This is a genomic window from Natronomonas gomsonensis (genome assembly GCF_024300825.1).
Lineage (GTDB): Archaea > Halobacteriota > Halobacteria > Halobacteriales > Haloarculaceae > Natronomonas > Natronomonas gomsonensis.
In genome coordinates this window covers 2,551,675-2,572,909 of the sequence record NZ_CP101323.1, presented here as the reverse complement: position 1 = coordinate 2,572,909, position 21,235 = coordinate 2,551,675, and the positions used below count along the sequence as shown (strand labels likewise).

The following is a 21,235-nucleotide window of genomic DNA, read 5'->3' as shown; positions in this document are numbered from 1 at the left end:
ACCCTAGAACACGTCGTCGGCAACGAACCGTTCGCCGTCGCGTCGACCCCGAACCGTCACTTCCTGGCCGAGGTGTACGTCGGCGTCGGTCTCGACGTGTAACGTCTCCTCGCCGCTGTCGAGGATGACCGGGTCACCCGGCTGGACGACGGTTCCGGTGAACGTCTCCTCGTCGCTATCGTCGCTTTCCTCGCCGTCGTCGGCATCCGTCTCCTCGGATTCCCCGCCTGAGGTGGGCTTCGAGCCGTTGGCGAACTCGTCGAGGCCGGCGGAATCACCGCCGCGGTCCGGTTCCGCACCGTCGATGACAGTCACCGTCGAGCGCCACCCGGCGGAGGCTTCGAGGTCGTCCTGCCAGCCCTCCTGTATCTCCACCTCCGCACAGAACACTTCGTCGCCGGGTCCGAGGTCGAGGTCGGCTTTGTCGCCCCACAGCGCCACGCGGATGTCGCCGGTCTTGTCCTGCAGGCGGATGTTGCGGACCTGTCCCTCGGAGCCGTCGTCACGGTCGAAGGTCCGCTTCGGGTCCGCCGAACGAACGACGCCCGCGATGTCGGCCGTCTCGTCGAGTTCGAGGGCGTCGATATCGGTCGCTTCGGGGACGAACTCGACAGTCTCTTCGAGTTCGTCGACGGCACCACGAGAGCCGACGTGCAGTTCCAGCGCCCCGTCGCGTTCGCGGACGTAGCCGTCGACGACCTCGACGCTCTGGCCGGCGTCGAGTTCCTCGGCGCGGTCGGCCCGTTCGTCCCACAGCGTCACCCGGACCCGACCCGTCTCGTCGCCCAGCGTCAGGTTCGACACCCGGCCCTCCGAACCGTCGTCGCGGTCGAAGGTCCGAATCGAGTCGGTGTCGAGGACGACCCCCCGGAGGTTCACGTCCGATTGGCCGATGGTCAGCGAGTCGGCAGTCACCTCGCCGCCGACCTCCACGTCGACATCCGCGTCGGGTTCGCCCTCGACTCTGTCGGCACTCACTTCGAGGCCGTTGTAGCCATCTTTCGGACGGCCCTTCACGCGCAACACCTGTCCCGGTTCCAGTTCCTCCTCGCCCGCGACGGCGTCCTCGCCCCACAGCGCCACGCGAACCGACCCCGACTCGTCGGCCACGTCGATGTTGAGCACCGTGCCGTCTTCGTCCTCGCCGTCGCGTTCGAACGTCCGAAGGTCGCCGACGCTCGTCACTTTCGCGAGGAACTTCGCCTCGTCCATCCCGGGTTCGATGTCCGCGATAGTTTCGACTTCGCCGCCGTCGAGGTCGTGGGCGATGAGCATCGCGGCGGTCTCCTCGTCCGCCAATCCCCCCATCTGTTCGACCTTCTGTTCGACGGCCTCGCGGAACTCCTCTTTCTCGACGTCCGCGTCGAGTTCCGCATAAATATCGTCGATGGCGCCCATTGCTATGGAGGGCAAGTACGGCCACCCGAAAAGCGTTGTCGTTGTCGGTGCGACCGGCCGCTACGGCGTCGTTTCGACATAGCGTTTCTGGTCGCGGCTTCGGTCAAAAACCCTCGGTCGCTACCGGCGCCGGAGCGACCACTCGCCGTCGTCGAACTCCGCGACGGCGTCGAACAGCGACGACAGCGTCGCCACCTCGCGGTCGTCGTGGGCCCCGGGGTCCATATGGAAGTGTGCGACTGCCCCGGCCGTCTTCACGCGATTCGCGAGGACGTGGAGGAACCGGAACGCTCGCTGGAGGTCGGCGTACTGCAACAGCGCGGTCAGCGAGTCGAACGTGACGACCGTGTTCGGGCCGCCGTGCTCGGAGAGATACTCGCTGACAGTGATACCCAACCCCGTCAAATCGCTCGGATTCTCGACGCAGGCGGCGGTGTTCGGACCGTAGGTGACCGGACCGCCGCTCGCCGCGGCCGCCGACCGCGTCGTCTCGTCGGTGCTGACGATGGTACACTGCCGCGGGCGGTCGCCGACGTACTGCTGCCACTCGTCGAGCCACTGGTCCGGCGAGCGCCGATACTCGACGGCCAACACGTCCAGCGTCGAGGGCCGCTCCGGCAACAGCGCCTCGTAGTACGACTGGCGAGCGGCGCTACTCATCGTCGGTGCAAGCACCAAGAGGTTCGACACCCCGTCGAGATTAACCCCCGCATCCTCCCCCGAGGAGTCCCCCACTGCATCGCCGGCCGACATTATATTCACACTTATAATCCCGTTGTAATAAATATACGGGTAGATGGCGGGGAACCGACTGGTCGCCGGATGGTGTAGTGGCTGTCGAATCGTAACCCCTATACGTCGAACCGGGGTATGAACAGATGAGTCCGGGTAGGGTAGTGGACTATCCTCTTGGCTTGCGGAGCCAGGGACCGGAGTTCAAATCTCCGTCCGGACGTTTCTCTCGACGCTGTACGGCGAGCGACTGCTCGCGCTGGAGTTTTGCCGACCCGTCCCCAACTCGGCGTATGGACCACCTCCGTGCCGGCGCGGCGTTGTTCAACGCCGGCCACTATCTCGCCGCTCACGAGCCGTGGGAACATCGGTGGCTGGAGGCACCCGCTGGCGAGCGCGACGACTGTCTGCAGGGACTCGTACAGGCGACGGCGGCGACGCACAAGGCCCGAACCGGCAACTGGTCGGGAGCGGTCGGGTTGGCCGAAAGCGCCATCGAGTATCTGGAGGGCTGTGGCCACGACGACCTTCGAGCGTGGCTTCGCGAACTCGCCGCCGACCCCGAACTGGGCGAGCGGGAGCGACCACCCCGAATCCACATCGATGACGAGGCCGTCACGACGGCCGATTTGCAGTTCCCCGCCGCCGGCATCGCTGCCGAGGCGCTCGCGGAAACCCGCGGCGACGAACTCGTCGAGCAGGGAGTCGGCTACGCCGAAGCCGATATCGCCGAGGGCAACGAGACGAGTCCGTTCGTGACGCTGACGCTGGATTACTTACGCGGTGGGTCGCCGACGGCCCGAAAACGGCTCGTCCAGCACGTCGAACGGCGGCAGGCCCGGGAGGCCGACGTGGACGGGCTCTTCGAGTGAGTTACCCCGGAATCTAACCGTTCGGCCACCGAGAGCGTAGCCATGCGAGGGTTAGTCATCGGACGGTTCCAGCCGTTTCACGAGGGGCACCGTCGGTTGGTCGAAGGCATCGCCGACGAGGTCGAGGAGGTCGTCGTCGGCATCGGCAGCGCCGGCCAGTCACACACGAAGCGCAACCCCTTCACGTCCGGCGAGCGCGTCCAGATGGTCCAGAACGTCCTCGACGAGGTCGACGCCAAGACCTACCTCATCCCCATCGCCGACGTGGAGCGAAACGCCGTCTGGGTGAAACACATCGAAACGCTGTGTCCCCGTTTCGAGGTGGCCTACACGAACAATCCCTTCGTCGAACGGCTCTTCGAGGAGGACGGCTATGAAGTCCGGGGGACGCCACTGCACAACCGCGAGGAGTTCTGTGGATCGGAGATTCGACGGCGAATACTGGCCGGCGAGGAGTGGGCCCACCTCGTCCCCGACCCGGTCGTCGCGGGCATCGAGGAGATAGACGGCGTCGAACGGTTGCGGAAAATCGAGTCGACGGACGAGCCGGCGGAACGTGAGGGGTAGCGACGGTCAGTTGTCGGTATCGTTTTTCGGTTCACCCTCGAAGGTGAACTCCGCGGAGTTGTCCCGCGGTTCGTAGCCGAGGACCTCCTTGGCGCGCTCCAGCGAGTAGTACTTCCGGTCGTTGTCGGAGATACCGTAGACGATTTCGTAGTCGTAGTCGGCCTGCAAGGCACAGTCGTGGATGTGGGCACAGTCCCGATAGGAGAGCCACATCGCCTGCCCGCGTTCGTACTCCTTCGGCGGGTGGTTCCGGGTGAGGTTGCCGATGCGGATGTTACACACCGAGATGCCGTGTTCGTCGTGGTAGTAGCGACCGATTGTCTCGCCGGTGGCCTTCGAGATGCCGTAGAAGTTCCCGGGACGGGGCAGTTCCGTCCCGTCGAGGCGGAACTCGTCGTCGGTCCGGTAGAGGTCGGGTTTCCGGTCGGTCTCGAAGTGGCCGACGGCGTGGTTCGAGGAGGCGAAGACGAACTTCTCGACGCCGGCGTCGATTGCGGCGTCGTACAGCACCTTCGTGCCGTGGATGTTGTTGTCGAGAACGGAGTCCCACGGCGCGTCGCGTCGCGGGTCACCGGCGAGGTGGACCACGGCGGAGACGCCTTCGCAGGCCTCGGCCATCAGTTCCTCGTCGGTCACGTCGCCGACGAGATACGGGTGGTCGGGGTCGAACGGCGGCGGGTTGTGAAACAGGTAGCGCCAGTCGTAGTCGTCGCCGATGCCTTCCCGGATGGCCGTTCCGACTGCGCCCTTGGCTCCGGTGAGCAACACGGTGTCGTCCATTTAGGAGATGGAAGGCGTGAGACGGACAAGAAACGTGCGGTTCGTTCGTCGTCGGGTGCGACCCGTATCAGTCGGCGGCCGCAGGTTCGTCGTCGAGTTTGACGAGTTCCTCGACGTCCGGAATCTCGGCCTGTGCGTCGGTGATGATGTCGATGCGGCGGGTGAGTTTGTCGCGAGCGTAGTTGACGAGCGGCATCGGGTCGATGACGCTGTCGCCGACCGAGACGGTTTCGGCGACCATCGGCATCAACTCCATCAGCGTCTCTTGGACGACCGCTTCGTCGACGCCGTCCTCGGCGAGGTGTTTCTGGACTTTCTGCATCCCGAAGCCGACGTGTCGACCCTCGTCGCTCCGGATGTAGTTGATTCCCTTCACGAGGCCTTCGAGGTGCGGCGTCTCGCGGTCCGGCGGCGTCAGCGGGTCGTCGTCGTCGGGCCCGAGTGCGGTCGTGAGGCCGTAGTAGCCGGTCTGGGCGAGAATGCTCTCGACGACGAGGTGGTAGTGGCAGTACGCCCGCACGCGGTTTTCGGGGGTGTCGTCGGTCAGAAGCGTTTGCATGGCTTCCTCGGTGCGGTCGAACAGCTCGATGTAGCCATCCGGGAAGAACCGCTGGTCGGTGGGGGCGATTTTCTCCCAGCCGCGCTCCTCGGCGACCGGATAGATGACCTCCCGCCAGTAGCGGTCGAAGAACTGGGTGTGTTTGGCCTCCTCGTAAATCTGGCTGGAGACGAACATCTGGTCGTTGATGTCTCCGAGTGCAATCATCAGCGGCGCGAGGTCCTCGGTGACCGCCTCCTCGCCCGCGCCGAACAGCGCGAGGTACTGCGCCACGTCGAAGAACTCCTCCTCGTCGCCGTCCATCGACATCGCTCGCTCGCGGTCCTGTTCGATGAGTTCCTGGGAGATGTCCTCGTAGGGGTCCCAGTGGTTGTAGACGGCGTGTCGGAAGTAGCCACCACCGACGGTGTCCTCGCTGATGCGCATCTCTCGGCTGTCGTCGCGAATCTGTGTCATGGTCGACTACACGTGACACCTACTACAGAATCGTCCTACTGCCTCGAATGCGGGGTGGTTTATGTCATTAGTCGACACGGACCACCCCAGAGGCAACCGCAGGAGGGCGCTACTGCCCCTCGAACTCCGGGTCGCGGTCGGCCATGAACGCCGCGACGCCCTCTGCGAAGTCGTCGCTGTCTATCATCGTCTCTTGGGCCAGCGCCTCCTCCCGAAGCGTCTCCTCTAAGGAGCGCTGGTGGCTCCGGTAGACGAGTCGTTTCGCGGCGCCGACGGCCATCGTCGGCCGGCCGGCGAGCGTCTCGACGCGCTCGGCGACAAACGAGTCGAGTTCCTCGGCCGGCACCGCGTCGTTTGCGACGCCCAACTCGACGGCCTCCTCGGCGCCGATTCGGTCGCCGGTGATGAGCAACTCCAGGGCCTTCCGGACGCCGACGAGTCGCGGCAGGACGTATGTGGCGCCCGTGTCGGGAGCGAGGCCGATGTTCGTAAAGCCCCACTCGAAAAAGGCGTCCTCGGCGGCGTAGACGAAGTCACAGGCCGCCGCCAGCGACCCGCCGGCGCCGACTGCGGGGCCGGGAACCTTCGCGACGGTCGGTTTCTCCATCCGAATCAGGCCGCTGGCGATGGCGTTGAGTCCGTGTTCGAGTTCCGCGGCGGGACTGCCACCGCCCATGTCGCCGGCCAAATCGAGGCCGGAACAGAAGGCGTCACCCTCGCCGGTGACGACGACACAGCGAACCGAGTCGTCGTAGGCGGCGTCGTGGACGTGTTCGGCCATCTCCTTCGACGCCGGGGCGTCGACTGCGTTTTTTCGTTCGGGGTTCGATATCGTGATGGTCGCAACGGCACCGTCGCGGGTCAACTCGACGCTCATAGACGTTCCCCCGAGGCCAGTGACTTTACTCTGTGTATCGCGAGGGAGAGGGCTTATCGGCGCGACGCCCCTCGTCGTGGTATGGAATCCGGGACGGACGACGGCGAAATCGACGCCGACGCCCCGAGCGAGGGGCCGGGCGACGGCTGGGTCACCGTCCGCGGCGCGTTGGGCGGGCTCGCGTTGCTGTGGCTGTCGGCGATGTCCGGCTTCGGCGCGCTGCAGGCGGCGGTGTACGGCGTGCGGACCGACCCGCTTTTCCTCGGCGTCGCGGCTGGCGCCGTGGCGCTGTCGGCGCTGGCCGCCTACGGCTCGCTTCGTTCCTTCGGCCTGCGCTGAACGGCTACCCCTCCGAAGACATCCGGACGGTCAACACCGGCACGTCCGCGGTGCGGACGATGCGTTCGGTGACGCTCCCGAGCAGGTAGCGGTCCAGCCCGCTTCGACCGTGTGTGCCCATCACGATGGCGTCGATGTCGGCCTCGTCGGCGTACCCGAGGATAGCCGTATGCGGCGCCCCCTCTTCGAGGTCGGTGACGACTTCGACGCCGGCCTTGTCGGCGCGGGTGCGAATCTCTTCGAGGGCGTCCTCGCCGATTTTCCGAAGCCGTGCTTCGACCTCGTCGTCCATCATCTCCGGGGCGTAGGGGATGTCTTCGACGACGAACAGGACGTGCAGTTCCGCGCCCGTCGCTTCGGCGAGTCCGATGGCTTCCTCGACTGCGCGGTTGCTCGCGTCGCTGCCATCGGTCGGGAGAAGAATCCGGTCGTACATGGACGGAATGTCTCCCCCAGGGTACAAAGAGATGCGGGACGGCCGCCGTCTTCAATCGGCCAACAGCGCCGCGTGTTTCTCCCGTATCTCCTTCAGTTTCGGGTTGATGTTGACGACGCAGTAGGTGTCGTTGGGGTTCTTCTCGAAGTAGTCCTGGTGGTACTCCTCGGCGCGATAGAACTCGTCCAGCGGTTCGACCTCCGTGACGATGTCGTCGTCGTACAGCGGCTGGAGGTCCTCGATGACCGACTCGACGGTGTCGCGTTGCTCGTCGTCGTGGTAGAACACCGCCGACCGGTACTGCGTGCCGATGTCCGGACCCTGTCGGTTGAGTTGTGTCGGGTCGTGGATGGTGAAGAACACCTCCAAGAGGTCCCGATAAGAGATGGTTTCGGGGTCGAACTCGACTTGGACGGCCTCGGCGTGGCCGGTCTCCTCCCGGCAGACGGCCTCGTAGGTGGGGTCCTCGACGTGGCCGCCGGCGTAGCCGGAGACGACCGACGCCACCCCGTCGAGTTCCTTCAGCGCGGCCTCGATACACCAGAAACAGCCCCCTGCGAGCGTCGCGGTCTCTGTCATGGCTTCCGATAGGAGTTCGAGATGCTTCAATTGGTGGTCGGCGGGGATTCAGTCGTCCGACCCGCCGACCTGTTCGTGTTTGTGCAACAGTGCCATCCGCTCTTTGAGGTCGACGCCCTTCTTGTCGTAGGCGCGGATGCGGTAGAAGTACAGCGCGGCCGACAGCGCCATCCACGCGAGGACGACGGCGAACGCCGAGGGCGCACTGGAGACGACGAGGACGGTGAACGCCACCGAGACGACGACGTTGCCGACGGCGACGATTCGGAGGACGGGCATCGGGAGCTTGTAGATGGAGTACTCGTAGCGTTGGGGGAACACCTTCGGGAGGTTCCACAGCGCGACGCCGCCGATGGCGAAGGCGATGAAGATGCCGGTGACCACGACGACGACGAGCCAGTCGAGTACGTCGGGCGGCGTGATGGCGTCGAGTTGGCCGACGAACGGCGCCGCGAGCAACGGCGGGATGCCGAACAGAAGGATGGCGCGGTGTGGCGTGTTGTAGTCGTCGTGGACCGACGCGAACACGTCGGGGACGACCTCGTCGCGGGCCGCCCGCATCACGGTTCGGGAGTAGGAGGTAAACAGCGTGTTGACGGTCGTCGCGGCGGCGATGAGCGCCGAGACGCCGACGACCAGCAGTATCGGCGTCGGAAGGACGCCCGTCGCGACCGCGGCGAGGCCGCCTTCGACGGGTTCGCCGCCGAGTTCACCCGAGACGGTCATGTTCTCCAGCGGAATCGCCCCGATGAGCGTGAACACGATAGCTATCGAGAGCACCGTCACGATGGCCATCCCGATGGCGAGGACGCGCGGGATGTTCTCGACGGGATTTTCGAGTTCCTCGCCGATTTCGATTATCATGCCGAACCCCTGGAAGGGGATATACAGCGTGACGACGGCCAGCAGGAACGGCGCGAAACTGTCGGCGAACGGTTGGCCCTCGCCGGAGGGGAACACAGGCGTGTAGTTCGCGGTGTCGACGTGTGGAATCCCGCTGACGACGAAGGCGACCATCCCGAGGATGAGTGCGATGACGAACGCGATTTGGACCTTCGTGACGATTTGGACGCCGACGTAGTTCAATACGAGAAACAGGCCGAGCAGTCCCCACACCGCCGCGACGGTCGGGACCGACCCCATACCGAGGGTGTCCAGCAAGCCGTTGAGGTAATCCGAGAAGCCGACGGCGGCAAAGAGTAGGTACGACCACACCGCGAGCACCGGTACCGAGACGCCGAGCATCCCCCAGAAGGGGCCGACCAGCCGCGAGCCGTAGACGTAGATACCGCCGGCGACGGGAATCGCCCCGCCGAGTTGTAACAGCAACAGTACCCCGAGCACCATCGGGACGATGGAGACGAGAATCGCGACGGTGATACTCGGGCCGGCCGCCGCGGCCATCTGCGTCGGGACGATGAAGATGCTCATGCCCAGCGCCGTCCCGACCAAGAGTGCGACCGCACCCCAGAGTCCGACCTGTTCGTCTATCAGTTTGTATTCGTCGGCTGACATCGTGGTGTGTCGGACCGTACCACGCAACCGCCTTTAGTGTATCTCCAATTTTCAGCCGTCGTTTATCAGGGACAACCGCTACCGGCGCCGAAACAGCCGTTCGCGAAGCGACCGCGAAGTCGGTCGTTCGGCGAGTACCACCGGAGTTTCGATGTCTTCGAGCACCGACAGCGCGAGCGACCCGCCGACGACGCGAGCGAGCAACCCACGTTCAGTCGCGCCGACGACGACGAGGGTGTGGTCTGCGGCCGCCGCTTCGATTGCCGCCTCCACGTCACCCGTCTCGACCAGCAATTTGGCGTCGGCGTCGTTCGTTCGTGCCGCGTCGAACACCTCCGCGAGGCCGCGATGGGAGAGTACCGTCTTCGTCTCGATGGGGACGCCGGCGGCTTCGGCGTCGGCATTGGCGGTCGCGAGCAGCTCGGCGGACTCGGCGTCGATTCGCTCGCGGTTCTTCGCGGCGGCCGACAGGGCCGTCTGGTCCGGTACCTGAACGATATGTATCGCGAGGACCCGCCCGTCGTGGTGTTTCGCCCACACCGCCGCGAGCGAAACCAGCGCCGGTTCGGTTCGGGGGTTCGACAGCGCGACCATCACGGTCGGTCTCTCGTGTTCGGTCGCCCGCTCGTCGGTGGTCCTCACGGCGACTGCCTCACTCGTTCGGTAGCGCGACGACCGGCAGCGTCGCCTCGGTGACGAGTCGGACCGACGTATCGCCCGACAGCAGTCGAACGAGTCGACTTCCCTCGCGAGCGACGAAGGCGATAGCCGTCGCGTCGTGACCGTTCGCCTCCGCCAACAGCGTCTCGACGACATCGGTTCCGTACGCCGTATCCCGCTCGACGGGCACGTCGTCGCCGAGGGCGTCTTCGACGACATCGAGGATGGCTTCGGCGTCTTCTTGGCGTTTCTCCAGCGGCGCCTTGTCGATGCCGCCGCCGGCCTTCTCGATGACGTGGACCGCGACGACCTGCTCGATTTCGTCGAGATACGGCGAAAGCGCCGCACACGTCTCGGCCGCGTCGTCTTCGGTCGCAACCGGGACGACCACGCGCTGTAGGAGAGTCATACCGAACAGTACGCTGGGTCGTCCGTTAAGCCTTCCCTCGCGGTCAGGAGGTGGTGAACCCGGCTGTCTCGTCGTACTCCTCTAAGACCCATTCCAGTTCCTCGATGGCCCGGAGGATGGCGACCTCGGCGGTGTCCTCGAACTCCGAGGACGGCGGGTCGTAGTCGTCGTACTGGGCCTCCAGTTCCGCGATTCGCTCCCGAATCACCGCTTCGTCTCGCATATCCGGAGACACCGCCGGAGCCCTCTTTGTCCTTGCGGCGTCGAGCGCGCCGCCGGAAGTCGGAAGCCGCTGGCTCCCCAAAGCGGGGTATGGCCGACGACATACCACGGACCGACGAGGAGTGGCGCGAGGTGCTGACCGACGAGGAGTACCGTATCCTCCGCGAGCAGGCCACAGAACCGAAGTTCACCGGCGAGTACCTCGGCAAGGACGACGACGGCAACTACTGCTGTGCCGGCTGTGGCGCCGTCCTCTTCGACTCGGAGACGAAGTTCGACTCGAACTCGGGGTGGCCCTCCTTCTACGACGCCGAGGAAAGCGCTGTCGAGTTACGCGAAGACCGCAGCCACGGGATGGTCCGTACCGAGGTCGTCTGTGCCCGCTGTGAAGGCCATCTCGGACACGTCTTCGACGACGGGCCGGAACCGACCGGTAAGCGGTTCTGCATCAACTCCGCCGCGTTGGATTTCGAATCGGAGTGATTCACGCAGCGGAATTCGAAGTGATAATCCTCATATAACGCGCCCGACAAGCGGCGACAAGGATGTCCACGAACGACACCGGTGGCGTGAGCCGACGGGACTTCGTCCGCGTTACTGCTGGCGCGACGGCGGCCGCCGCCGCGTCGGCCTCGGCGACGACTGCATACGCACAGGAGGAGTTCGACTACGGCGGTTGGTTCGAAGGCGTACCGAACTTCGAAGGCACCGTCGACCGGACCGGCGAGGACGAGGTTCGAGTCACGGTCGGCCCCGGCGGCAACCTCGTTTTCGACCCGCCGGCGATTCACGTCGACCCCGGGACGACGGTTATCTGGGAGTGGGACCAGGGGTTCCACAACGTCGTCGAAAAGGAGTCCGGCGAGCGATACGGCAGCGAACTCACCGACACCACCGGTACGACCTACTCGGTCACCTTCGAGAGTGACGGCATCTCGACGTACGTCTGTGAACCCCACCAGACACAGGGCATGAAAGGCGCCGTCGCCGTCGGCAGCGGCGAGGGAACGCCCGACATCACCGAAGGCGAGATGGGGATGGCCGACGGTGGCGACAGCGGTGGCGGCAGCAGCGGCGACGGCAGCGACGGCGGCAGCGAGGGCGGAGACGGCGAAAGCGACGGCAGCGACGGTGGAAACGGTGGCGAGAGCGGGGGCGACAACAGCGGCCTCCCCGACAACGACGTGTTGGCGCTGTACGGCATCGCACTCGTTCTCGCGTTCCTCTCGCCGATTGCGCTCGTCGTGTTGATGCTCCGACAGAGCCGAGACGAACCCGAGTACTGAACCGCACCACAACGCTGAAACTCCGGTTTTCGAGTCGAATCGACGCTCGTGAGTGGTGCGGCCACCCTCGGGGATTTATATTTCCGACCGCTATGGCGAGGCATGACAGACCTCTCGTTGGATGCCGAGCAACTCGACCGCTACTCCCGACACATCATCATGGACGGCGTGGGGCCGGAGGGACAGAAGAAACTCCTCGATGCGAACGTGCTGTGCATCGGGGCGGGCGGCCTCGGCTCACCCATTATCCAGTATCTCGCCGCCGCGGGCGTCGGCACGCTCGGCATCGCCGACGACGACGTGGTCGAGCGGTCGAACCTCCAGCGACAGGTCATCCACGGCGACACCGACGTGGGGCGGCCGAAAGTCGACTCCGCCCGCGAGTTCGTCGAACGACAGAACCCCGACGTGACCGTCGAGACACACGAAACGCGCGTCACCGCCGACAACATCGAGGGCCTGCTCGAAGCCTACGACGTGGTCGTCGACGGTTCGGATAACTTCGCGACGCGGTATCTCGTCAACGACGCGTGTACGCTCGCAGGCGTCCCCTTCGCCCACGGAGCGATTCTCCGCTTCGAGGGGCAGATAACGACGTTCGAAGCGAACGACGACGGCCCCTGCTATCGGTGTCTGTTCCCCGAGGCGCCACCGGCGGGCACCGTCCCCGACTGTGCGACGGCCGGTGTCCTCGGCGTGCTTCCCGGAACGGTCGGCTGCATTCAGGCGACCGAAGCCGTCAAACTCGTCCTCGGCTACGGCGAGACGCTCGACGGTCGGATGCTGTTCTACGACGCCGGTGACATGACCTTCGAGGAAATCACAATCGAGCGACGCCCCGACTGTCCGGTCTGTGGCGACGGTGAGGGGGGAATCGAGTCGATACACGACGTGGAGTACACCGAGACCTGCGCCATCTGAGCGGTCTCAGGGGGCGCGTATCTCCTCGCGCTCGAATCGCTCGCCGCGCCAGCGCCAACTGCCGAGTTCTGCATCGCCAGAAAGCGAGACGATGACGTAGGAGCGGTCGGGCCACGCCGCCAGTCGGGCGTCGGTGTCGCTCGGTTCGGCCGGCCCCCGAGGGTGGGAGTGATAGAAGCCGACCACGTCCAATCCCGCCGCGTCGATGCGTTCCAGGAGGTCGAGTTCCTCGGTCGGTGCGATTTCGTAGCGCGTCCGCGGCGTCGCAGCGGCGTTGTCGGCCCGATAGCACCGCTGAACAGTCGATGTTTCGGTGCCGTGGTCACCGGCCAACACGCCGACGACTTCCTCGGGGGCGCCCTCGCGGGCGTGGGCGAGTATCTCCCCTCTGAGTTCCGACGGCAACGACAGTGTCATACCGTCGTCCGGGCGAGCGGTCGTGCCGCCCACTCCTCGGGCGCTTCGAACGTCTCGGGATGCAGCAGTGCCGCCAGCGTCTCCAGTGTGTCGACGACCCGCGGCCCGGGTCGGTTCATCAGGTGGTGGCCGTCCATCGCGTAGGCGCGGTTGGTCTCAACCGCCCGGAGGTCGTCGAACCTCGGCCGGTCGGTCAGGTCCGTGAGGTTCTCGAACGTCTGTTCCAGTTCGAACCCACACGGCGCCGCGACGAGGACGTCGGGGTCGTACTCGCGGATTTCGGCCCACTCCCGCGGCGTCGAGGCGTCGCCGGGGTCGGCGAGTCCGTAGCGGCCGCCGGCCAACTCGACCAACTCGGGTACCCAGTGGCCGGCGACCATCGCGGGGTCGAGCCAATCGAGGATGGCCACCTCCGGTCGGTCGTCCGTGTCGCTGACGCGCTCTTCGACCGCCTCGACGCGACCACGGAGGTCGGCGAGGAGGCTCTCGGCGCGCTCCTCCCGACCCAGCGCCGCACCGATTCGCTCGATGTCTTCGAAGATGTCACCGAGGCTGTGGGGGTCGGTCGTCAGCAACTCACAGTCCAATCCAAGGTCCGCAATGGCCTCCTCGACGACGACGGTGTCGACGGCACACACCTCACAGATGCCCTGTGAGATGACGAGGTCGGGGTTGGCTTCGGACAGCGCCTCGCGGTCGATGGCGTAGACGCCGCCGTCAGATTCGGCCTGTTGGACCTGTTGGTCGATGTCGGCGCTGGACGCGGAGGCGTCGATTCGGGATTCGACGACGGACGGCACCCCGGTCGCTTCCGGCGGGTAATCGCACTCGTGGGAGGTTCCGACGGGTTCGACGCCGAGGGCGTAGACGATTTCGGTCGCCGAGGGCAGCAGTGAGACGACGCGCATACTCCACGTAGGGACGCCAGCGGGTTAAAGGAACCCCGCGACGACAGTCGAGTCGTGCGGGTCGACTATCACACCCACTCGACGTACTCCGACGGCCGCTTCATGTGGTCGATGTGCAGCGCCGCCGAAGACGCCGGCCTCGACGCCATCGGCTTCGCCGACCACTGCAACGTCTCCTCGCGGCCGGCCCAGAAGCGCGCGAAGAAGGCGCTCGGCTTCAACCTCGACGTGACCTACGAGCGTCGACGCGACGCCATCGAGACCGTCGACGACCGCTTCGATGTCGACGTGTACGACGGCGTCGAGATGGACTACGACGCCCGGGACGAGGAGACGATTGCGACGTTTCTGGACGAGGCCGATTTCGCCTACGCCATCGGCAGCGTCCACCACCTCGACGGGATGAACGTCCACATCGAACCGTACTTCGAAAAGAAGACCGACGATGAGCGCTCGCGGTTGGTCGACACGTTCTACGAGGAGGCCGTTTCGCTGCTGGAATCGGAGTTGTTCGACATCGCAGCCCACGTCGATTTAGTGGAGCGCAACCCCGCCCTCCGTGGGTACGCGACCGAAGACCACTACCGGGCGGTCGCGGAGGCGGCCGCCGACTCCCGAACGAAACTCGAACTCAACGCCGGCCGCATCCTCGCCGACTACGGCGAGTTCCATCCCAATCCCGACTTTCTCGACGTACTGGCGGAATACGGCGTCGAGTTCGTTCCCGGCACCGACAGCCACGACCCGACCGAGATGGGCGAACGGAAGGAGGAACTGGAGAAGTTCGTCGCGGCACACGGCCTCAAGACCGCCGAGTTGTCGCTTTAGACGTGGAACTCGTAGAGGTCGTCGCCGACGTGGTGCAGCGACTCGACGACTTTCCCGCTGTCGCCGACCATGTCGTCGCCGTCGGCCTCCGCCCGACCGATGGCGAGGGCCTTGCTGTGAGTCTCCTCGACGATGACGACGAGGTCGCCGGGTTCGATGTCGTCGGTCGCTTCGGTGATGCCCGGACGCATCACGTTCGCGCCGTCGGAGACGAAGGAGATGGCTCCCGAGTCGACGGTGACGACGTGGTTCTGTGGCGGATACTCGTTGGCGCCGCGGACCGTGAGAAAGAGGTCGCCGTCGAAGGAGGCGACGAGCGGGTCGCCGTCGACGAGGACGACTTCGCGATCGACATCGGTGAACTCGACGCGTTCGTAGTCGTTTCCGTCGAGGTCGACGCCGAGGTGGTCGGCGAGGTCGGCCTCCAGTTCGCTGATTTCGTCCGACCGGAGGTGGTGGCGTGACTTCACGTCCATACCCGAGAGTCAGTCGTCATCGGCTAAAAACCGCCGGTCCGACGGTCCCTCGACGACGCGGGCCGGCGGTGCTCGTGAGATACCCGTCGACCCGCCACCGCTAAGACGGGAGCGACCAGTAATCCTGTATGATAGATTTACGCAGCGACACGGTGACGAAACCCTCTCCTGCGATGCGGGAGGCCGCCGCCGACGCCACGGTCGGCGACGACGTGTATGGCGAAGACCCGACGATAAACGACCTCGAATCGACGTTCGCCGATTTGGCCGGCAAGGAGGACGCACTGTTCGTTCCCTCGGGGACGATGGGCAACCAAATCGCCGCGAAGGTCCACACCGAACCGGGCCAAGAGGTACTCGTCGAACGCGAGAGCCACGTCTACAAGTGGGAGTTGGGCGGCCTCGCACAGCACGCCGACCTGCAGGCGCGGACGATAGACGGCGGCGACCGCGGCGTCGTCACGCCCGATGCGGTTCGTGAGGGGTACGTCGAGGCCGACGACCACCGCCCCGGAACCGGGTTGCTGTGTCTGGAGAACACCCACAACAGCAAGGGCGGGACGGCCATCTCGGCAGAGCGAATCGACGCCGCCTGCGAGGTGGCGGGCGACCACGGTGTGTCGGTGCATCTCGACGGGGCGCGACTGTTCAACGCTGCGGCGGCACTGGGGACCGACGCCGCTCGTCTCGCTCGCGAGGTCGATTCGGTGATGTGCTGTCTCTCGAAGGGACTCGGCGCGCCCGTCGGGTCGATGCTCGCCGGCAGCGAGGCGTTCATCGAGGCGGCCCACCGGGTTCGGAAACTGTTCGGCGGCGGGATGCGACAGGCCGGGATGGTCGCCGCACCCGGACTCCTCGCGTTGGAGAACCGAAAGCGACTGGCCGACGACCACGAAAACGCCCGGCGACTGGCCGAGGGAGTGGGAGCGATTCGGGGACTGTCGACGCGAGAGCCGGAGACGAACATCGTGTTGGTCGAAACCGAAGACCCGGCCGAGGCGTTCCTCGAACGTTGTGAAGACGAAGACGTGTTGGGCGTGCCGTTCGGAGAGCACCTCGTGCGGTTCTGTACGCACCTCGACGTCGACGGTGACATCGACGCCGCGGTTCGGCGAATCGAGCGGGCGGCGTAACTGCGGCTACTTCCGGCCTTCGCGCATCCCTTCGGAAAAGCTGAGCAGCGTCCGCCGGATGAGCAGGAAGAAGGCGAAGACGATGAGCAGCAGTATCGCGATGATGCCGACGAGGACGGGGTCGACCTCGGGCAGCTGCAGGGGGAACATACTCGCCGGTTACCGCGCCACCGCAAAGTCGTTTCGGGGCGGCCGCTCGGCGAGACGCCGCAGAACAAAGTTCTTAGCCCCGCGGTTAAAAACGAACGACAATGAGCCTCCTGCCCTCCAGCCCGGACGTCTCTCCCGACGGCGAGCCACGGGTCGTCGGCCTCGACAGCGAGGAGGCCGACGACCTGATGGCCGCGCTCTCCTCTACGACGGCCCGTCGGCTCCTCGCTGAACTCCACGAGGACCCGGCGCCACCCGGAGAGCTCGCCGACCGGGCCGACACCTCCCTGCAGAACGCCCAGTATCACCTCGAAAAGCTCGAAGACGCCGGCGCAATCGAAGTCGTCGGGACGGCCTACTCCGAGAAGGGCCGAGAGATGCGCGTCTACGGCCCCGCCGACAGCCCGCTGGTCATCTTCGCTGGCGAGAAGGAACGCGCCTCGGGACTCCGGGCGGCGCTGTCGCGACTGTTCGGCGGCTTTCTCGCCCTCGTCGTCGGCGCCTTCGCCGTCCAGGAACTGTTCGGTGGCGTCCCCGAAGGCGCCGCCCCCGCCGGCGGCGGTGGAAACGGTGGCGCCGATGGAGCCGGTGGGGCCGCAGAGGCGACACAGACCCCAACACCAGAGCAGACACCGCAGGCAACCGCGACGACCACCGAGGGCAACGACGTGGGCGCCTTCGACGTGACGGAGACGCCGGCACCGGAGGCCACCGAGAGTACGAGAACCGTCGAACCGATGGACACGCCGGTACCGACCGAAGAGGCGTCGACGACCGCGGAGACGGCGACGCCGATGCCCACCGCCGAGGAGGCGGCGACACCCGCGGACGGCGCCGCCGAGTTCCTCGACCCGCTGTTCGACGCGCTGTTCGGGGCGGGGCTACAGCCGGGCGTCGCGTTCTTCCTCGGCGGGGCGACGGTGCTGACCGTCGTCGTCGCGCTGACGTACCTCCGCGGTCGGTAGTTCCGGCGTTTCGATACGTCAAATCGCCTTTTGACCTTCCGTTGGTGCCTTATTATCACCGGTAGACGTACCGAACGCGCTGAACGCTTCGGCCCTCCATCCCCGCTGACGACCCCTCCGACATCCCCGCCCGGCGTTCGGCGCGTTCTTCCTCTATCACTCACCGAGCGACGGCTACTCGAGTGGCCGCGGGTCGACGACGAACCGCTCGAACACCTCGCCAGCGGGTTCGACGAGTCGTCCCTCGGCGCGACCGGCCGCGTCGTCGAACTCCAACTCCGCGTGTCCGGGCCGGTTCCACCGCGGGTCGGCGTGACTCCCCGGATTCAACATCGGAACGGGACCGTCGCGGAACTCCGGCGCGTGGGAGTGACCGAACACGAGGAGGTCGGCATTGGTCTGCCGGCCGAGCATCGACAGCGCCGTGTCGGTGTGTTCGTGGCCGTGGACGACCGCGATTCGGAGTCCCGCCCACTCGACGAGTTCCTCGGCGGGGACGCGCTCCCGAACCGCCGGCGGGTCGTTGTTTCCGTAGACGCCACGGATGTCACAGCGCGCCTCGAAGGCATCGAGGACGGTCTCGGTCATGTAGTCGCCAGCGTGGATAACGAGGTCGGCCGCGTCGACGGCTTCGGCGGTCCGCCCCTCGAGTCGCGCCGAGTCACGGCCGTGAGTGTCGGAGAGGACGACGAGCATACCCGCGGTAGAACCCCCGGCCGCATGACACCAACGCTTAGTGTGCGCCCCCGAACGGTAGTCCTATGGCAGGCAGTAGTACGGGCGTCGTCCTCGCGGCGATGTTCGCCAACGGCGGTATCGCCGTCCTGAAGTTCATCGGCTTTCTGTTGACCGGAAGCCCCTCGATGCTGGCCGAGACGTATCACTCCATCTCCGACACCGGCAATCAGGTGTTGCTGTTGGTCGGCATCAAGTACAGCCAACAGGACGCGAGCAGGAGACACCCGTTCGGTTACGGGAAAGCGCAGTTCTTCTATGCCTTTCTCGTCTCGGTGCTGCTGTTCGGCATCGCCGGCTGGGAGAGCCTCAAACACGGCATCAGCGAGGTCAGAGCGGGCGGCCACGAAACGGAAGCCGGTCCCGCGGAGTTCCTCGGCTACACAATCGACATCACGCCGCCGGTTGACCCCTTCTGGATTGTCGTCGCCATCCTCTTGGGCGGCATCGCCTTCGAGACCTACGCGTTCGTGAAGGCAAACTCCGAACTCCGGCGACAGATGGAGACCTACGGCTGGTCGGGCTACCGGGAGGCCTTCGACCGGACGAGCGACCTGACGACGCTGACGGCGTTCACCGAGGACACCGTCGCTCTCGCGGGGTTGGTCGTCGCGCTGTTCGGTATCGTCGCCACACGCATCACCGAGAACCCCATCTACGACGCTTTCAGCGCGGTCGTCATCGGCGTGTTGCTGATGGGCTTTGCGGTGCTGTTGGCCATCGAGAACAAACGGCTCATTCTCGGCGAGAGCCTCGCGAGCGACGTCGAAAGTGACCTCCGGGGAATCGTCGAATCCCAAGAGAGCGTCACCCACGTCGACGACTTCCGGACGATGTTCATCGGGTCGGGTCAGGTCCTCGTCACAGCCGACGTGAGTTTCGATTCGGGGCTGACGACCGAGGAGGTCAACACCGGCATCAGCGAGATGGAGGCGGCGATGCGCGAGCGGGACGACCGCGTGAAGACCATCTACATCGAACCCGAACTGTAGCGGCCGGCCGTTTCGAGTCCTTTTTCCACCGCTGGTGACTACCTCGCATATGCTCACAGCGGGCGTCATCGCGGTACAGGGCGACGTGGCCGAACACGCGGCGGCCATCCGCCGGGCCGCAGAGCGCCACGGCGAGTCGGTCACCGTCGAGGAGATTCGGACCGCCGGCGTCGTCCCGGAGTGTGACCTACTGCTCATGCCCGGCGGAGAGTCGACGACGATTTCGCGACTGCTTCGGGAGGAGGGCATCGACGAGGAGATTCGCGCCCACGCCGCGGCCGGCAAGCCGATGTTGGTCACGTGTGCCGGCCTCATCGTCGCCAGCCGCGACGCCAAGGACGACCGCGTGACGACGCTCGACATCCTCGACGTGAGCGTCGACCGCAACGCCTTCGGCCGACAGAAGGACAGTTTCGAGGCGGGCCTCGACGTGACCGGTCTCGAAGAGCCGTTTCCCGCCGTTTTCATCCGCGCGCCGGCCATCGACGAGGTCGGCGACCAAATCGACGTACTCGCCACGTTCGATGGACGGCCGGTCGCCGTCCGAGCGGACAACGTCGTCGGGACGGCGTTCCATCCGGAGTTGACCGACGATTCACGGGTTCACGGCCTGGCATTTTTCCGGTAGCGACATCGTCACCGCCCGCAAGCGAGTGGCTTTTTCAACCGCCGTCACCTCTCGACTATATGAACGCACACATCGAGGGGGTTCGCGTCGCCGAGACCGCCTCGGGACTCGCGGCGGTCGTGACGCTCGGCGTCGAGGGCGACGACGAGGTGTTGCCCATCTTCATCGGCGTCGAGGAGGCGACGAGCATCGCTCGGGGCCTCGACGCCACCGATATCGGCCGGCCGCTCACCCACGACCTCCTGTTGGACGTGATGGAGGAACTCGGGGGGCGCGTCGAGCGCGTCGTCGTTTCCGGTCTCGACGACGGCACCTACGTCGCGGACCTCCACCTCGAGACGCCGCGGGACGAGGCGGTCGTCGACGCCCGACCGAGCGACTCGCTGGCGCTTGCGGCCCGAACGAACGCCGACATCGAAATCGAGGCGTCGGTGTTCGAGGCCAATCGCGAACCGCTCGACGAGTACGACGAACTCGACGACGTTCGGGAGGTGATGGCCTGATGGACGACGCAGACGACGTACTCGACGAACTGTTCGACGTCATCGAGTCCCGCAAGGAGGAGCTGCCGGAGGACTCCTACACAACCTCGCTTTTCACCCACGAGAAAGGCGAGAACGCGGTGCTAGAGAAGTTAGGCGAGGAGACGACCGAACTGATTCTGGCGGCGAAAGACGACGACCGCGAGGAGTTGGCCCACGAGGCCGCCGACATCGTCTACCACATGCTCGTGTTGCTGTCGATGAAGGAGATGGACCTCGAAGACCTGCGAGCGGAGTTGCGAAAGCGGCGCTAATCGGTCGCCTCGTAGGTATCGACGTGGTGGACCGACTCGGGCGACAACAGTCGCCCGCTGGGGAGTTCGAGCCAGCCGTTGGCTTTGATTCGGACGGGCCCTTCGTGGAGAACCGTCTCCCCATCGGCATCGGCGTAGACCACCGCGCCCTCGTATCGCTCCTCGAAAACGTCCAAGAGGGCTTCGCGGACGGCTTCTGCGGGGGCAATCATGCGTCCGACTACGAGCGTGTTGGCAAAAGTGTTGATGGGCGGTTCGGACGACTACTGACGTTCGAAGCGGTAGGTGACGATTTCGCTCGTCGGGTCCCACTCGAAGTTCCCGCCGTGGACCATCTTCATTCGCTCCTTGTACGCCTCCAGTGAGTCAGAGCCTTCCCGCTGTGCGTCCTCGTCGGTCAAATCGCCGAGCGTGCGCTCCTCGACGCTGGACACCTCGAAGGTCGTCTCCTCGATGGCGAAGGTGTCGCCTTCGGTCGCATAGCGGTTCGAGGCGCCGCGGCTGAGTTGCGTCACGTCACCCGCGAGGACGGCCTGTTTCACGCGGTCGTTCGGCAGCAGGGCGTCGGCGTCGATGGATGCCATACCGGCCGTTGGGGT

General features: G+C 65.6%; 30 protein-coding genes, 1 tRNA gene and 1 pseudogene. 14 read left to right on the top strand and 18 right to left on the bottom strand.

Going from position 1 to position 21,235, the window contains the following annotated elements; all coding sequences use genetic code 11:
- Positions 1-3: 3 nt before the first annotated feature.
- Together NMP98_RS13690 and NMP98_RS13685 are read right to left on the bottom strand one after the other, a co-directional pair.
- Positions 4-1,398, bottom strand: coding sequence for a single-stranded DNA binding protein (locus NMP98_RS13690; protein ID WP_254858402.1), 1,395 nt, complete (start codon positions 1,396-1,398; stop codon positions 4-6).
- A gap of 120 nt (positions 1,399-1,518) precedes the next feature.
- Positions 1,519-2,151, bottom strand: a complete 633-nt coding sequence (locus NMP98_RS13685; protein ID WP_254858400.1) for a DUF7504 family protein — start codon at positions 2,149-2,151, stop codon at positions 1,519-1,521.
- Between the two features lie 129 nt (positions 2,152-2,280).
- On the opposite strand from NMP98_RS13685, the gene NMP98_RS13680 reads away from it, so the two are divergent.
- From NMP98_RS13680 to NMP98_RS13670, 3 genes are all read left to right on the top strand, one after another.
- A tRNA-Arg gene (locus NMP98_RS13680) sits at positions 2,281-2,353 on the top strand.
- A gap of 70 nt (positions 2,354-2,423) precedes the next feature.
- On the top strand, positions 2,424-3,002 hold the full coding sequence (locus NMP98_RS13675) for a DUF309 domain-containing protein (protein WP_254858399.1): 579 nt from the start codon (positions 2,424-2,426) through the stop codon (positions 3,000-3,002).
- A gap of 42 nt (positions 3,003-3,044) precedes the next feature.
- The gene (locus NMP98_RS13670; protein WP_254858398.1) at positions 3,045-3,569 is read left to right on the top strand and encodes a nicotinamide-nucleotide adenylyltransferase; all 525 of its coding nucleotides are present in this window, start codon (positions 3,045-3,047) and stop codon (positions 3,567-3,569) included.
- Positions 3,570-3,575: 6 nt separating this feature from the next.
- Here NMP98_RS13670 and azf read toward each other — a convergent pair whose 3' ends face one another.
- From azf to NMP98_RS13655, 3 genes are all read right to left on the bottom strand, one after another.
- On the bottom strand, positions 3,576-4,349 hold the full coding sequence (gene azf, locus NMP98_RS13665) for an NAD-dependent glucose-6-phosphate dehydrogenase Azf (protein ID WP_254858397.1): 774 nt from the start codon (positions 4,347-4,349) through the stop codon (positions 3,576-3,578).
- Between the two features lie 67 nt (positions 4,350-4,416).
- Positions 4,417-5,364, bottom strand: a complete 948-nt coding sequence (locus NMP98_RS13660; RefSeq protein ID WP_254858396.1) for a ferritin family protein — start codon at positions 5,362-5,364, stop codon at positions 4,417-4,419.
- Positions 5,365-5,473: 109 nt separating this feature from the next.
- Positions 5,474-6,241, bottom strand: coding sequence for an enoyl-CoA hydratase/isomerase family protein (locus NMP98_RS13655; RefSeq protein ID WP_254858395.1), 768 nt, complete (start codon positions 6,239-6,241; stop codon positions 5,474-5,476).
- A gap of 81 nt (positions 6,242-6,322) precedes the next feature.
- Here NMP98_RS13655 and NMP98_RS13650 point away from each other — a divergent pair, with 81 nt between their 5' ends.
- A complete protein-coding gene (locus tag NMP98_RS13650) occupies positions 6,323-6,580 on the top strand; it encodes a hypothetical protein (RefSeq protein WP_254858394.1) in 258 nt (85 codons plus the stop codon).
- A gap of 4 nt (positions 6,581-6,584) precedes the next feature.
- Here the strand turns inward: NMP98_RS13650 and NMP98_RS13645 are convergent, their stop codons facing one another.
- The 6 genes and pseudogenes from NMP98_RS13645 to NMP98_RS13620 all read right to left on the bottom strand — a co-directional run bounded on the left by NMP98_RS13645 (position 6,585) and on the right by NMP98_RS13620 (position 10,402).
- A complete protein-coding gene (locus tag NMP98_RS13645; protein ID WP_254858393.1) occupies positions 6,585-7,016 on the bottom strand; it encodes a universal stress protein in 432 nt (143 codons plus the stop codon).
- 51 nt (positions 7,017-7,067) lie between these two features.
- Positions 7,068-7,595, bottom strand: a complete 528-nt coding sequence (msrA, locus tag NMP98_RS13640; protein WP_254858391.1) for a peptide-methionine (S)-S-oxide reductase MsrA — start codon at positions 7,593-7,595, stop codon at positions 7,068-7,070.
- A 48-nt stretch (positions 7,596-7,643) separates the two neighbouring features.
- Positions 7,644-9,110, bottom strand: a complete 1,467-nt coding sequence (locus NMP98_RS13635; RefSeq protein ID WP_254858390.1) for an APC family permease — start codon at positions 9,108-9,110, stop codon at positions 7,644-7,646.
- Between the two features lie 78 nt (positions 9,111-9,188).
- A pseudogene (locus tag NMP98_RS13630) lies at positions 9,189-9,710 on the bottom strand (universal stress protein); the annotation flags it as partial.
- A gap of 52 nt (positions 9,711-9,762) precedes the next feature.
- Positions 9,763-10,179: a universal stress protein gene (locus NMP98_RS13625; protein ID WP_254858388.1), complete on the bottom strand. Its 417-nt coding sequence runs from the start codon at positions 10,177-10,179 to the stop codon at positions 9,763-9,765.
- A 43-nt stretch (positions 10,180-10,222) separates the two neighbouring features.
- The gene (locus NMP98_RS13620) at positions 10,223-10,402 is read right to left on the bottom strand and encodes a hypothetical protein (protein WP_254858387.1); all 180 of its coding nucleotides are present in this window, start codon (positions 10,400-10,402) and stop codon (positions 10,223-10,225) included.
- Between the two features lie 89 nt (positions 10,403-10,491).
- Between NMP98_RS13620 and msrB the strand changes: the two genes are divergently transcribed.
- The 3 genes from msrB to ubaA all read left to right on the top strand — a co-directional run bounded on the left by msrB (position 10,492) and on the right by ubaA (position 12,608).
- Entirely contained in the window at positions 10,492-10,884 is a 393-nt protein-coding gene (gene msrB / locus NMP98_RS13615) for a peptide-methionine (R)-S-oxide reductase MsrB (protein WP_254858386.1), read from the top strand.
- Between the two features lie 62 nt (positions 10,885-10,946).
- Positions 10,947-11,687 (top strand): halocyanin domain-containing protein, encoded by a 741-nt coding sequence (locus tag NMP98_RS13610; protein WP_254858384.1) that lies wholly within the window; start codon positions 10,947-10,949, stop codon positions 11,685-11,687.
- A gap of 102 nt (positions 11,688-11,789) precedes the next feature.
- Positions 11,790-12,608 (top strand): SAMP-activating enzyme E1, encoded by an 819-nt coding sequence (gene ubaA / locus NMP98_RS13605; protein ID WP_254858383.1) that lies wholly within the window; start codon positions 11,790-11,792, stop codon positions 12,606-12,608.
- Between the two features lie 6 nt (positions 12,609-12,614).
- Here ubaA and NMP98_RS13600 read toward each other — a convergent pair whose 3' ends face one another.
- The gene (locus tag NMP98_RS13600) at positions 12,615-13,025 is read right to left on the bottom strand and encodes a desampylase (protein WP_254858382.1); all 411 of its coding nucleotides are present in this window, start codon (positions 13,023-13,025) and stop codon (positions 12,615-12,617) included.
- Positions 13,022-13,933: an ABC transporter substrate-binding protein gene (locus NMP98_RS13595; protein ID WP_254858380.1), complete on the bottom strand. Its 912-nt coding sequence runs from the start codon at positions 13,931-13,933 to the stop codon at positions 13,022-13,024. Before NMP98_RS13595 ends, NMP98_RS13600 begins: the two co-directional genes overlap by 4 nt.
- Positions 13,934-13,987: 54 nt before the next feature.
- On the opposite strand from NMP98_RS13595, the gene NMP98_RS13590 reads away from it, so the two are divergent.
- Entirely contained in the window at positions 13,988-14,761 is a 774-nt protein-coding gene (locus NMP98_RS13590) for a PHP domain-containing protein (RefSeq protein ID WP_254858379.1), read from the top strand.
- Here NMP98_RS13590 and NMP98_RS13585 read toward each other — a convergent pair.
- Complete coding sequence (locus NMP98_RS13585) at positions 14,758-15,237, bottom strand: RNA-binding protein (protein WP_254858378.1); 480 nt, start codon at positions 15,235-15,237, stop codon at positions 14,758-14,760. The two genes, NMP98_RS13590 and NMP98_RS13585, sit on opposite strands and share 4 nt — an antisense overlap.
- Before the next feature lie 128 nt (positions 15,238-15,365).
- Here NMP98_RS13585 and NMP98_RS13580 point away from each other — a divergent pair, with 128 nt between their 5' ends.
- On the top strand, positions 15,366-16,370 hold the full coding sequence (locus tag NMP98_RS13580) for a threonine aldolase family protein (RefSeq protein WP_254858375.1): 1,005 nt from the start codon (positions 15,366-15,368) through the stop codon (positions 16,368-16,370).
- A gap of 6 nt (positions 16,371-16,376) precedes the next feature.
- Here NMP98_RS13580 and NMP98_RS13575 read toward each other — a convergent pair whose 3' ends face one another.
- On the bottom strand, positions 16,377-16,520 hold the full coding sequence (locus NMP98_RS13575) for a DUF7859 family protein (protein ID WP_254858374.1): 144 nt from the start codon (positions 16,518-16,520) through the stop codon (positions 16,377-16,379).
- 101 nt (positions 16,521-16,621) lie between these two features.
- Here NMP98_RS13575 and NMP98_RS13570 point away from each other — a divergent pair, with 101 nt between their 5' ends.
- Positions 16,622-17,485, top strand: coding sequence for an ArsR/SmtB family transcription factor (locus NMP98_RS13570; RefSeq protein WP_254858373.1), 864 nt, complete (start codon positions 16,622-16,624; stop codon positions 17,483-17,485).
- Positions 17,486-17,659: 174 nt separating this feature from the next.
- Here the strand turns inward: NMP98_RS13570 and NMP98_RS13565 are convergent, their stop codons facing one another.
- Positions 17,660-18,181, bottom strand: a complete 522-nt coding sequence (locus tag NMP98_RS13565) for a metallophosphoesterase (RefSeq protein WP_254858371.1) — start codon at positions 18,179-18,181, stop codon at positions 17,660-17,662.
- Positions 18,182-18,246: 65 nt separating this feature from the next.
- Here NMP98_RS13565 and NMP98_RS13560 point away from each other — a divergent pair, with 65 nt between their 5' ends.
- Genes NMP98_RS13560 through hisE form a run of 4 tightly spaced genes read left to right on the top strand, consistent with a single transcriptional unit; the run spans position 18,247 to position 20,636 of the window.
- Positions 18,247-19,212 (top strand): cation diffusion facilitator family transporter, encoded by a 966-nt coding sequence (locus NMP98_RS13560; RefSeq protein ID WP_254858369.1) that lies wholly within the window; start codon positions 18,247-18,249, stop codon positions 19,210-19,212.
- A gap of 49 nt (positions 19,213-19,261) precedes the next feature.
- The gene (gene pdxT / locus NMP98_RS13555; RefSeq protein ID WP_254858368.1) at positions 19,262-19,840 is read left to right on the top strand and encodes a pyridoxal 5'-phosphate synthase glutaminase subunit PdxT; all 579 of its coding nucleotides are present in this window, start codon (positions 19,262-19,264) and stop codon (positions 19,838-19,840) included.
- 59 nt (positions 19,841-19,899) lie between these two features.
- On the top strand, positions 19,900-20,343 hold the full coding sequence (locus NMP98_RS13550; RefSeq protein ID WP_254858367.1) for a bifunctional nuclease family protein: 444 nt from the start codon (positions 19,900-19,902) through the stop codon (positions 20,341-20,343).
- Entirely contained in the window at positions 20,343-20,636 is a 294-nt protein-coding gene (hisE, locus tag NMP98_RS13545; RefSeq protein ID WP_367997236.1) for a phosphoribosyl-ATP diphosphatase, read from the top strand. The genes NMP98_RS13550 and hisE overlap by 1 nt, the downstream gene beginning before the upstream one ends.
- Here the strand turns inward: hisE and NMP98_RS13540 are convergent.
- Entirely contained in the window at positions 20,633-20,848 is a 216-nt protein-coding gene (locus NMP98_RS13540) for a hypothetical protein (protein ID WP_254858366.1), read from the bottom strand. The two genes, hisE and NMP98_RS13540, sit on opposite strands and share 4 nt — an antisense overlap.
- 51 nt (positions 20,849-20,899) lie before the next feature.
- Positions 20,900-21,220: an ASCH domain-containing protein gene (locus NMP98_RS13535; protein WP_178915363.1), complete on the bottom strand. Its 321-nt coding sequence runs from the start codon at positions 21,218-21,220 to the stop codon at positions 20,900-20,902.
- Between the last annotated feature and the right edge of the window lie 15 nt (positions 21,221-21,235).

Bases quoted from the DNA above. Each gene is read 5' to 3' on its own strand.
- NMP98_RS13660 (WP_254858396.1), bottom strand. From the start codon at position 5,364: ATGACACAGATTCGCGACGACAGCCGAGAGATGCGCATCAGCGAGGAC.
- hisE (WP_367997236.1), top strand. From the start codon at position 20,343: ATGGACGACGCAGACGACGTACTCGACGAACTGTTCGACGTCATCGAG.
- NMP98_RS13685 (WP_254858400.1), bottom strand. From the start codon at position 2,151: ATGTCGGCCGGCGATGCAGTGGGGGACTCCTCGGGGGAGGATGCGGGG.
- NMP98_RS13535 (WP_178915363.1), bottom strand. From the start codon at position 21,220: ATGGCATCCATCGACGCCGACGCCCTGCTGCCGAACGACCGCGTGAAA.
- NMP98_RS13540 (WP_254858366.1), bottom strand. From the start codon at position 20,848: ATGATTGCCCCCGCAGAAGCCGTCCGCGAAGCCCTCTTGGACGTTTTC.
- NMP98_RS13635 (WP_254858390.1), bottom strand. From the start codon at position 9,110: ATGTCAGCCGACGAATACAAACTGATAGACGAACAGGTCGGACTCTGG.
- pdxT (WP_254858368.1), top strand. From the start codon at position 19,262: ATGCTCACAGCGGGCGTCATCGCGGTACAGGGCGACGTGGCCGAACAC.
- NMP98_RS13670 (WP_254858398.1), top strand. From the start codon at position 3,045: ATGCGAGGGTTAGTCATCGGACGGTTCCAGCCGTTTCACGAGGGGCAC.
- NMP98_RS13625 (WP_254858388.1), bottom strand. From the start codon at position 10,179: ATGACTCTCCTACAGCGCGTGGTCGTCCCGGTTGCGACCGAAGACGAC.
- NMP98_RS13690 (WP_254858402.1), bottom strand. From the start codon at position 1,398: ATGGGCGCCATCGACGATATTTATGCGGAACTCGACGCGGACGTCGAG.
- NMP98_RS13675 (WP_254858399.1), top strand. From the start codon at position 2,424: ATGGACCACCTCCGTGCCGGCGCGGCGTTGTTCAACGCCGGCCACTAT.
- NMP98_RS13595 (WP_254858380.1), bottom strand. From the start codon at position 13,933: ATGCGCGTCGTCTCACTGCTGCCCTCGGCGACCGAAATCGTCTACGCC.
- NMP98_RS13610 (WP_254858384.1), top strand. From the start codon at position 10,947: ATGTCCACGAACGACACCGGTGGCGTGAGCCGACGGGACTTCGTCCGC.
- ubaA (WP_254858383.1), top strand. From the start codon at position 11,790: ATGACAGACCTCTCGTTGGATGCCGAGCAACTCGACCGCTACTCCCGA.
- NMP98_RS13655 (WP_254858395.1), bottom strand. From the start codon at position 6,241: ATGAGCGTCGAGTTGACCCGCGACGGTGCCGTTGCGACCATCACGATA.
- azf (WP_254858397.1), bottom strand. From the start codon at position 4,349: ATGGACGACACCGTGTTGCTCACCGGAGCCAAGGGCGCAGTCGGAACG.
- NMP98_RS13620 (WP_254858387.1), bottom strand. From the start codon at position 10,402: ATGCGAGACGAAGCGGTGATTCGGGAGCGAATCGCGGAACTGGAGGCC.
- NMP98_RS13560 (WP_254858369.1), top strand. From the start codon at position 18,247: ATGGCAGGCAGTAGTACGGGCGTCGTCCTCGCGGCGATGTTCGCCAAC.
- NMP98_RS13550 (WP_254858367.1), top strand. From the start codon at position 19,900: ATGAACGCACACATCGAGGGGGTTCGCGTCGCCGAGACCGCCTCGGGA.
- NMP98_RS13645 (WP_254858393.1), bottom strand. From the start codon at position 7,016: ATGTACGACCGGATTCTTCTCCCGACCGATGGCAGCGACGCGAGCAAC.
- msrB (WP_254858386.1), top strand. From the start codon at position 10,492: ATGGCCGACGACATACCACGGACCGACGAGGAGTGGCGCGAGGTGCTG.
- NMP98_RS13585 (WP_254858378.1), bottom strand. From the start codon at position 15,237: ATGGACGTGAAGTCACGCCACCACCTCCGGTCGGACGAAATCAGCGAA.
- NMP98_RS13600 (WP_254858382.1), bottom strand. From the start codon at position 13,025: ATGACACTGTCGTTGCCGTCGGAACTCAGAGGGGAGATACTCGCCCAC.
- NMP98_RS13650 (WP_254858394.1), top strand. From the start codon at position 6,323: ATGGAATCCGGGACGGACGACGGCGAAATCGACGCCGACGCCCCGAGC.
- NMP98_RS13575 (WP_254858374.1), bottom strand. From the start codon at position 16,520: ATGTTCCCCCTGCAGCTGCCCGAGGTCGACCCCGTCCTCGTCGGCATC.
- msrA (WP_254858391.1), bottom strand. From the start codon at position 7,595: ATGACAGAGACCGCGACGCTCGCAGGGGGCTGTTTCTGGTGTATCGAG.
- NMP98_RS13565 (WP_254858371.1), bottom strand. From the start codon at position 18,181: ATGCTCGTCGTCCTCTCCGACACTCACGGCCGTGACTCGGCGCGACTC.
- NMP98_RS13570 (WP_254858373.1), top strand. From the start codon at position 16,622: ATGAGCCTCCTGCCCTCCAGCCCGGACGTCTCTCCCGACGGCGAGCCA.
- NMP98_RS13580 (WP_254858375.1), top strand. From the start codon at position 15,366: ATGATAGATTTACGCAGCGACACGGTGACGAAACCCTCTCCTGCGATG.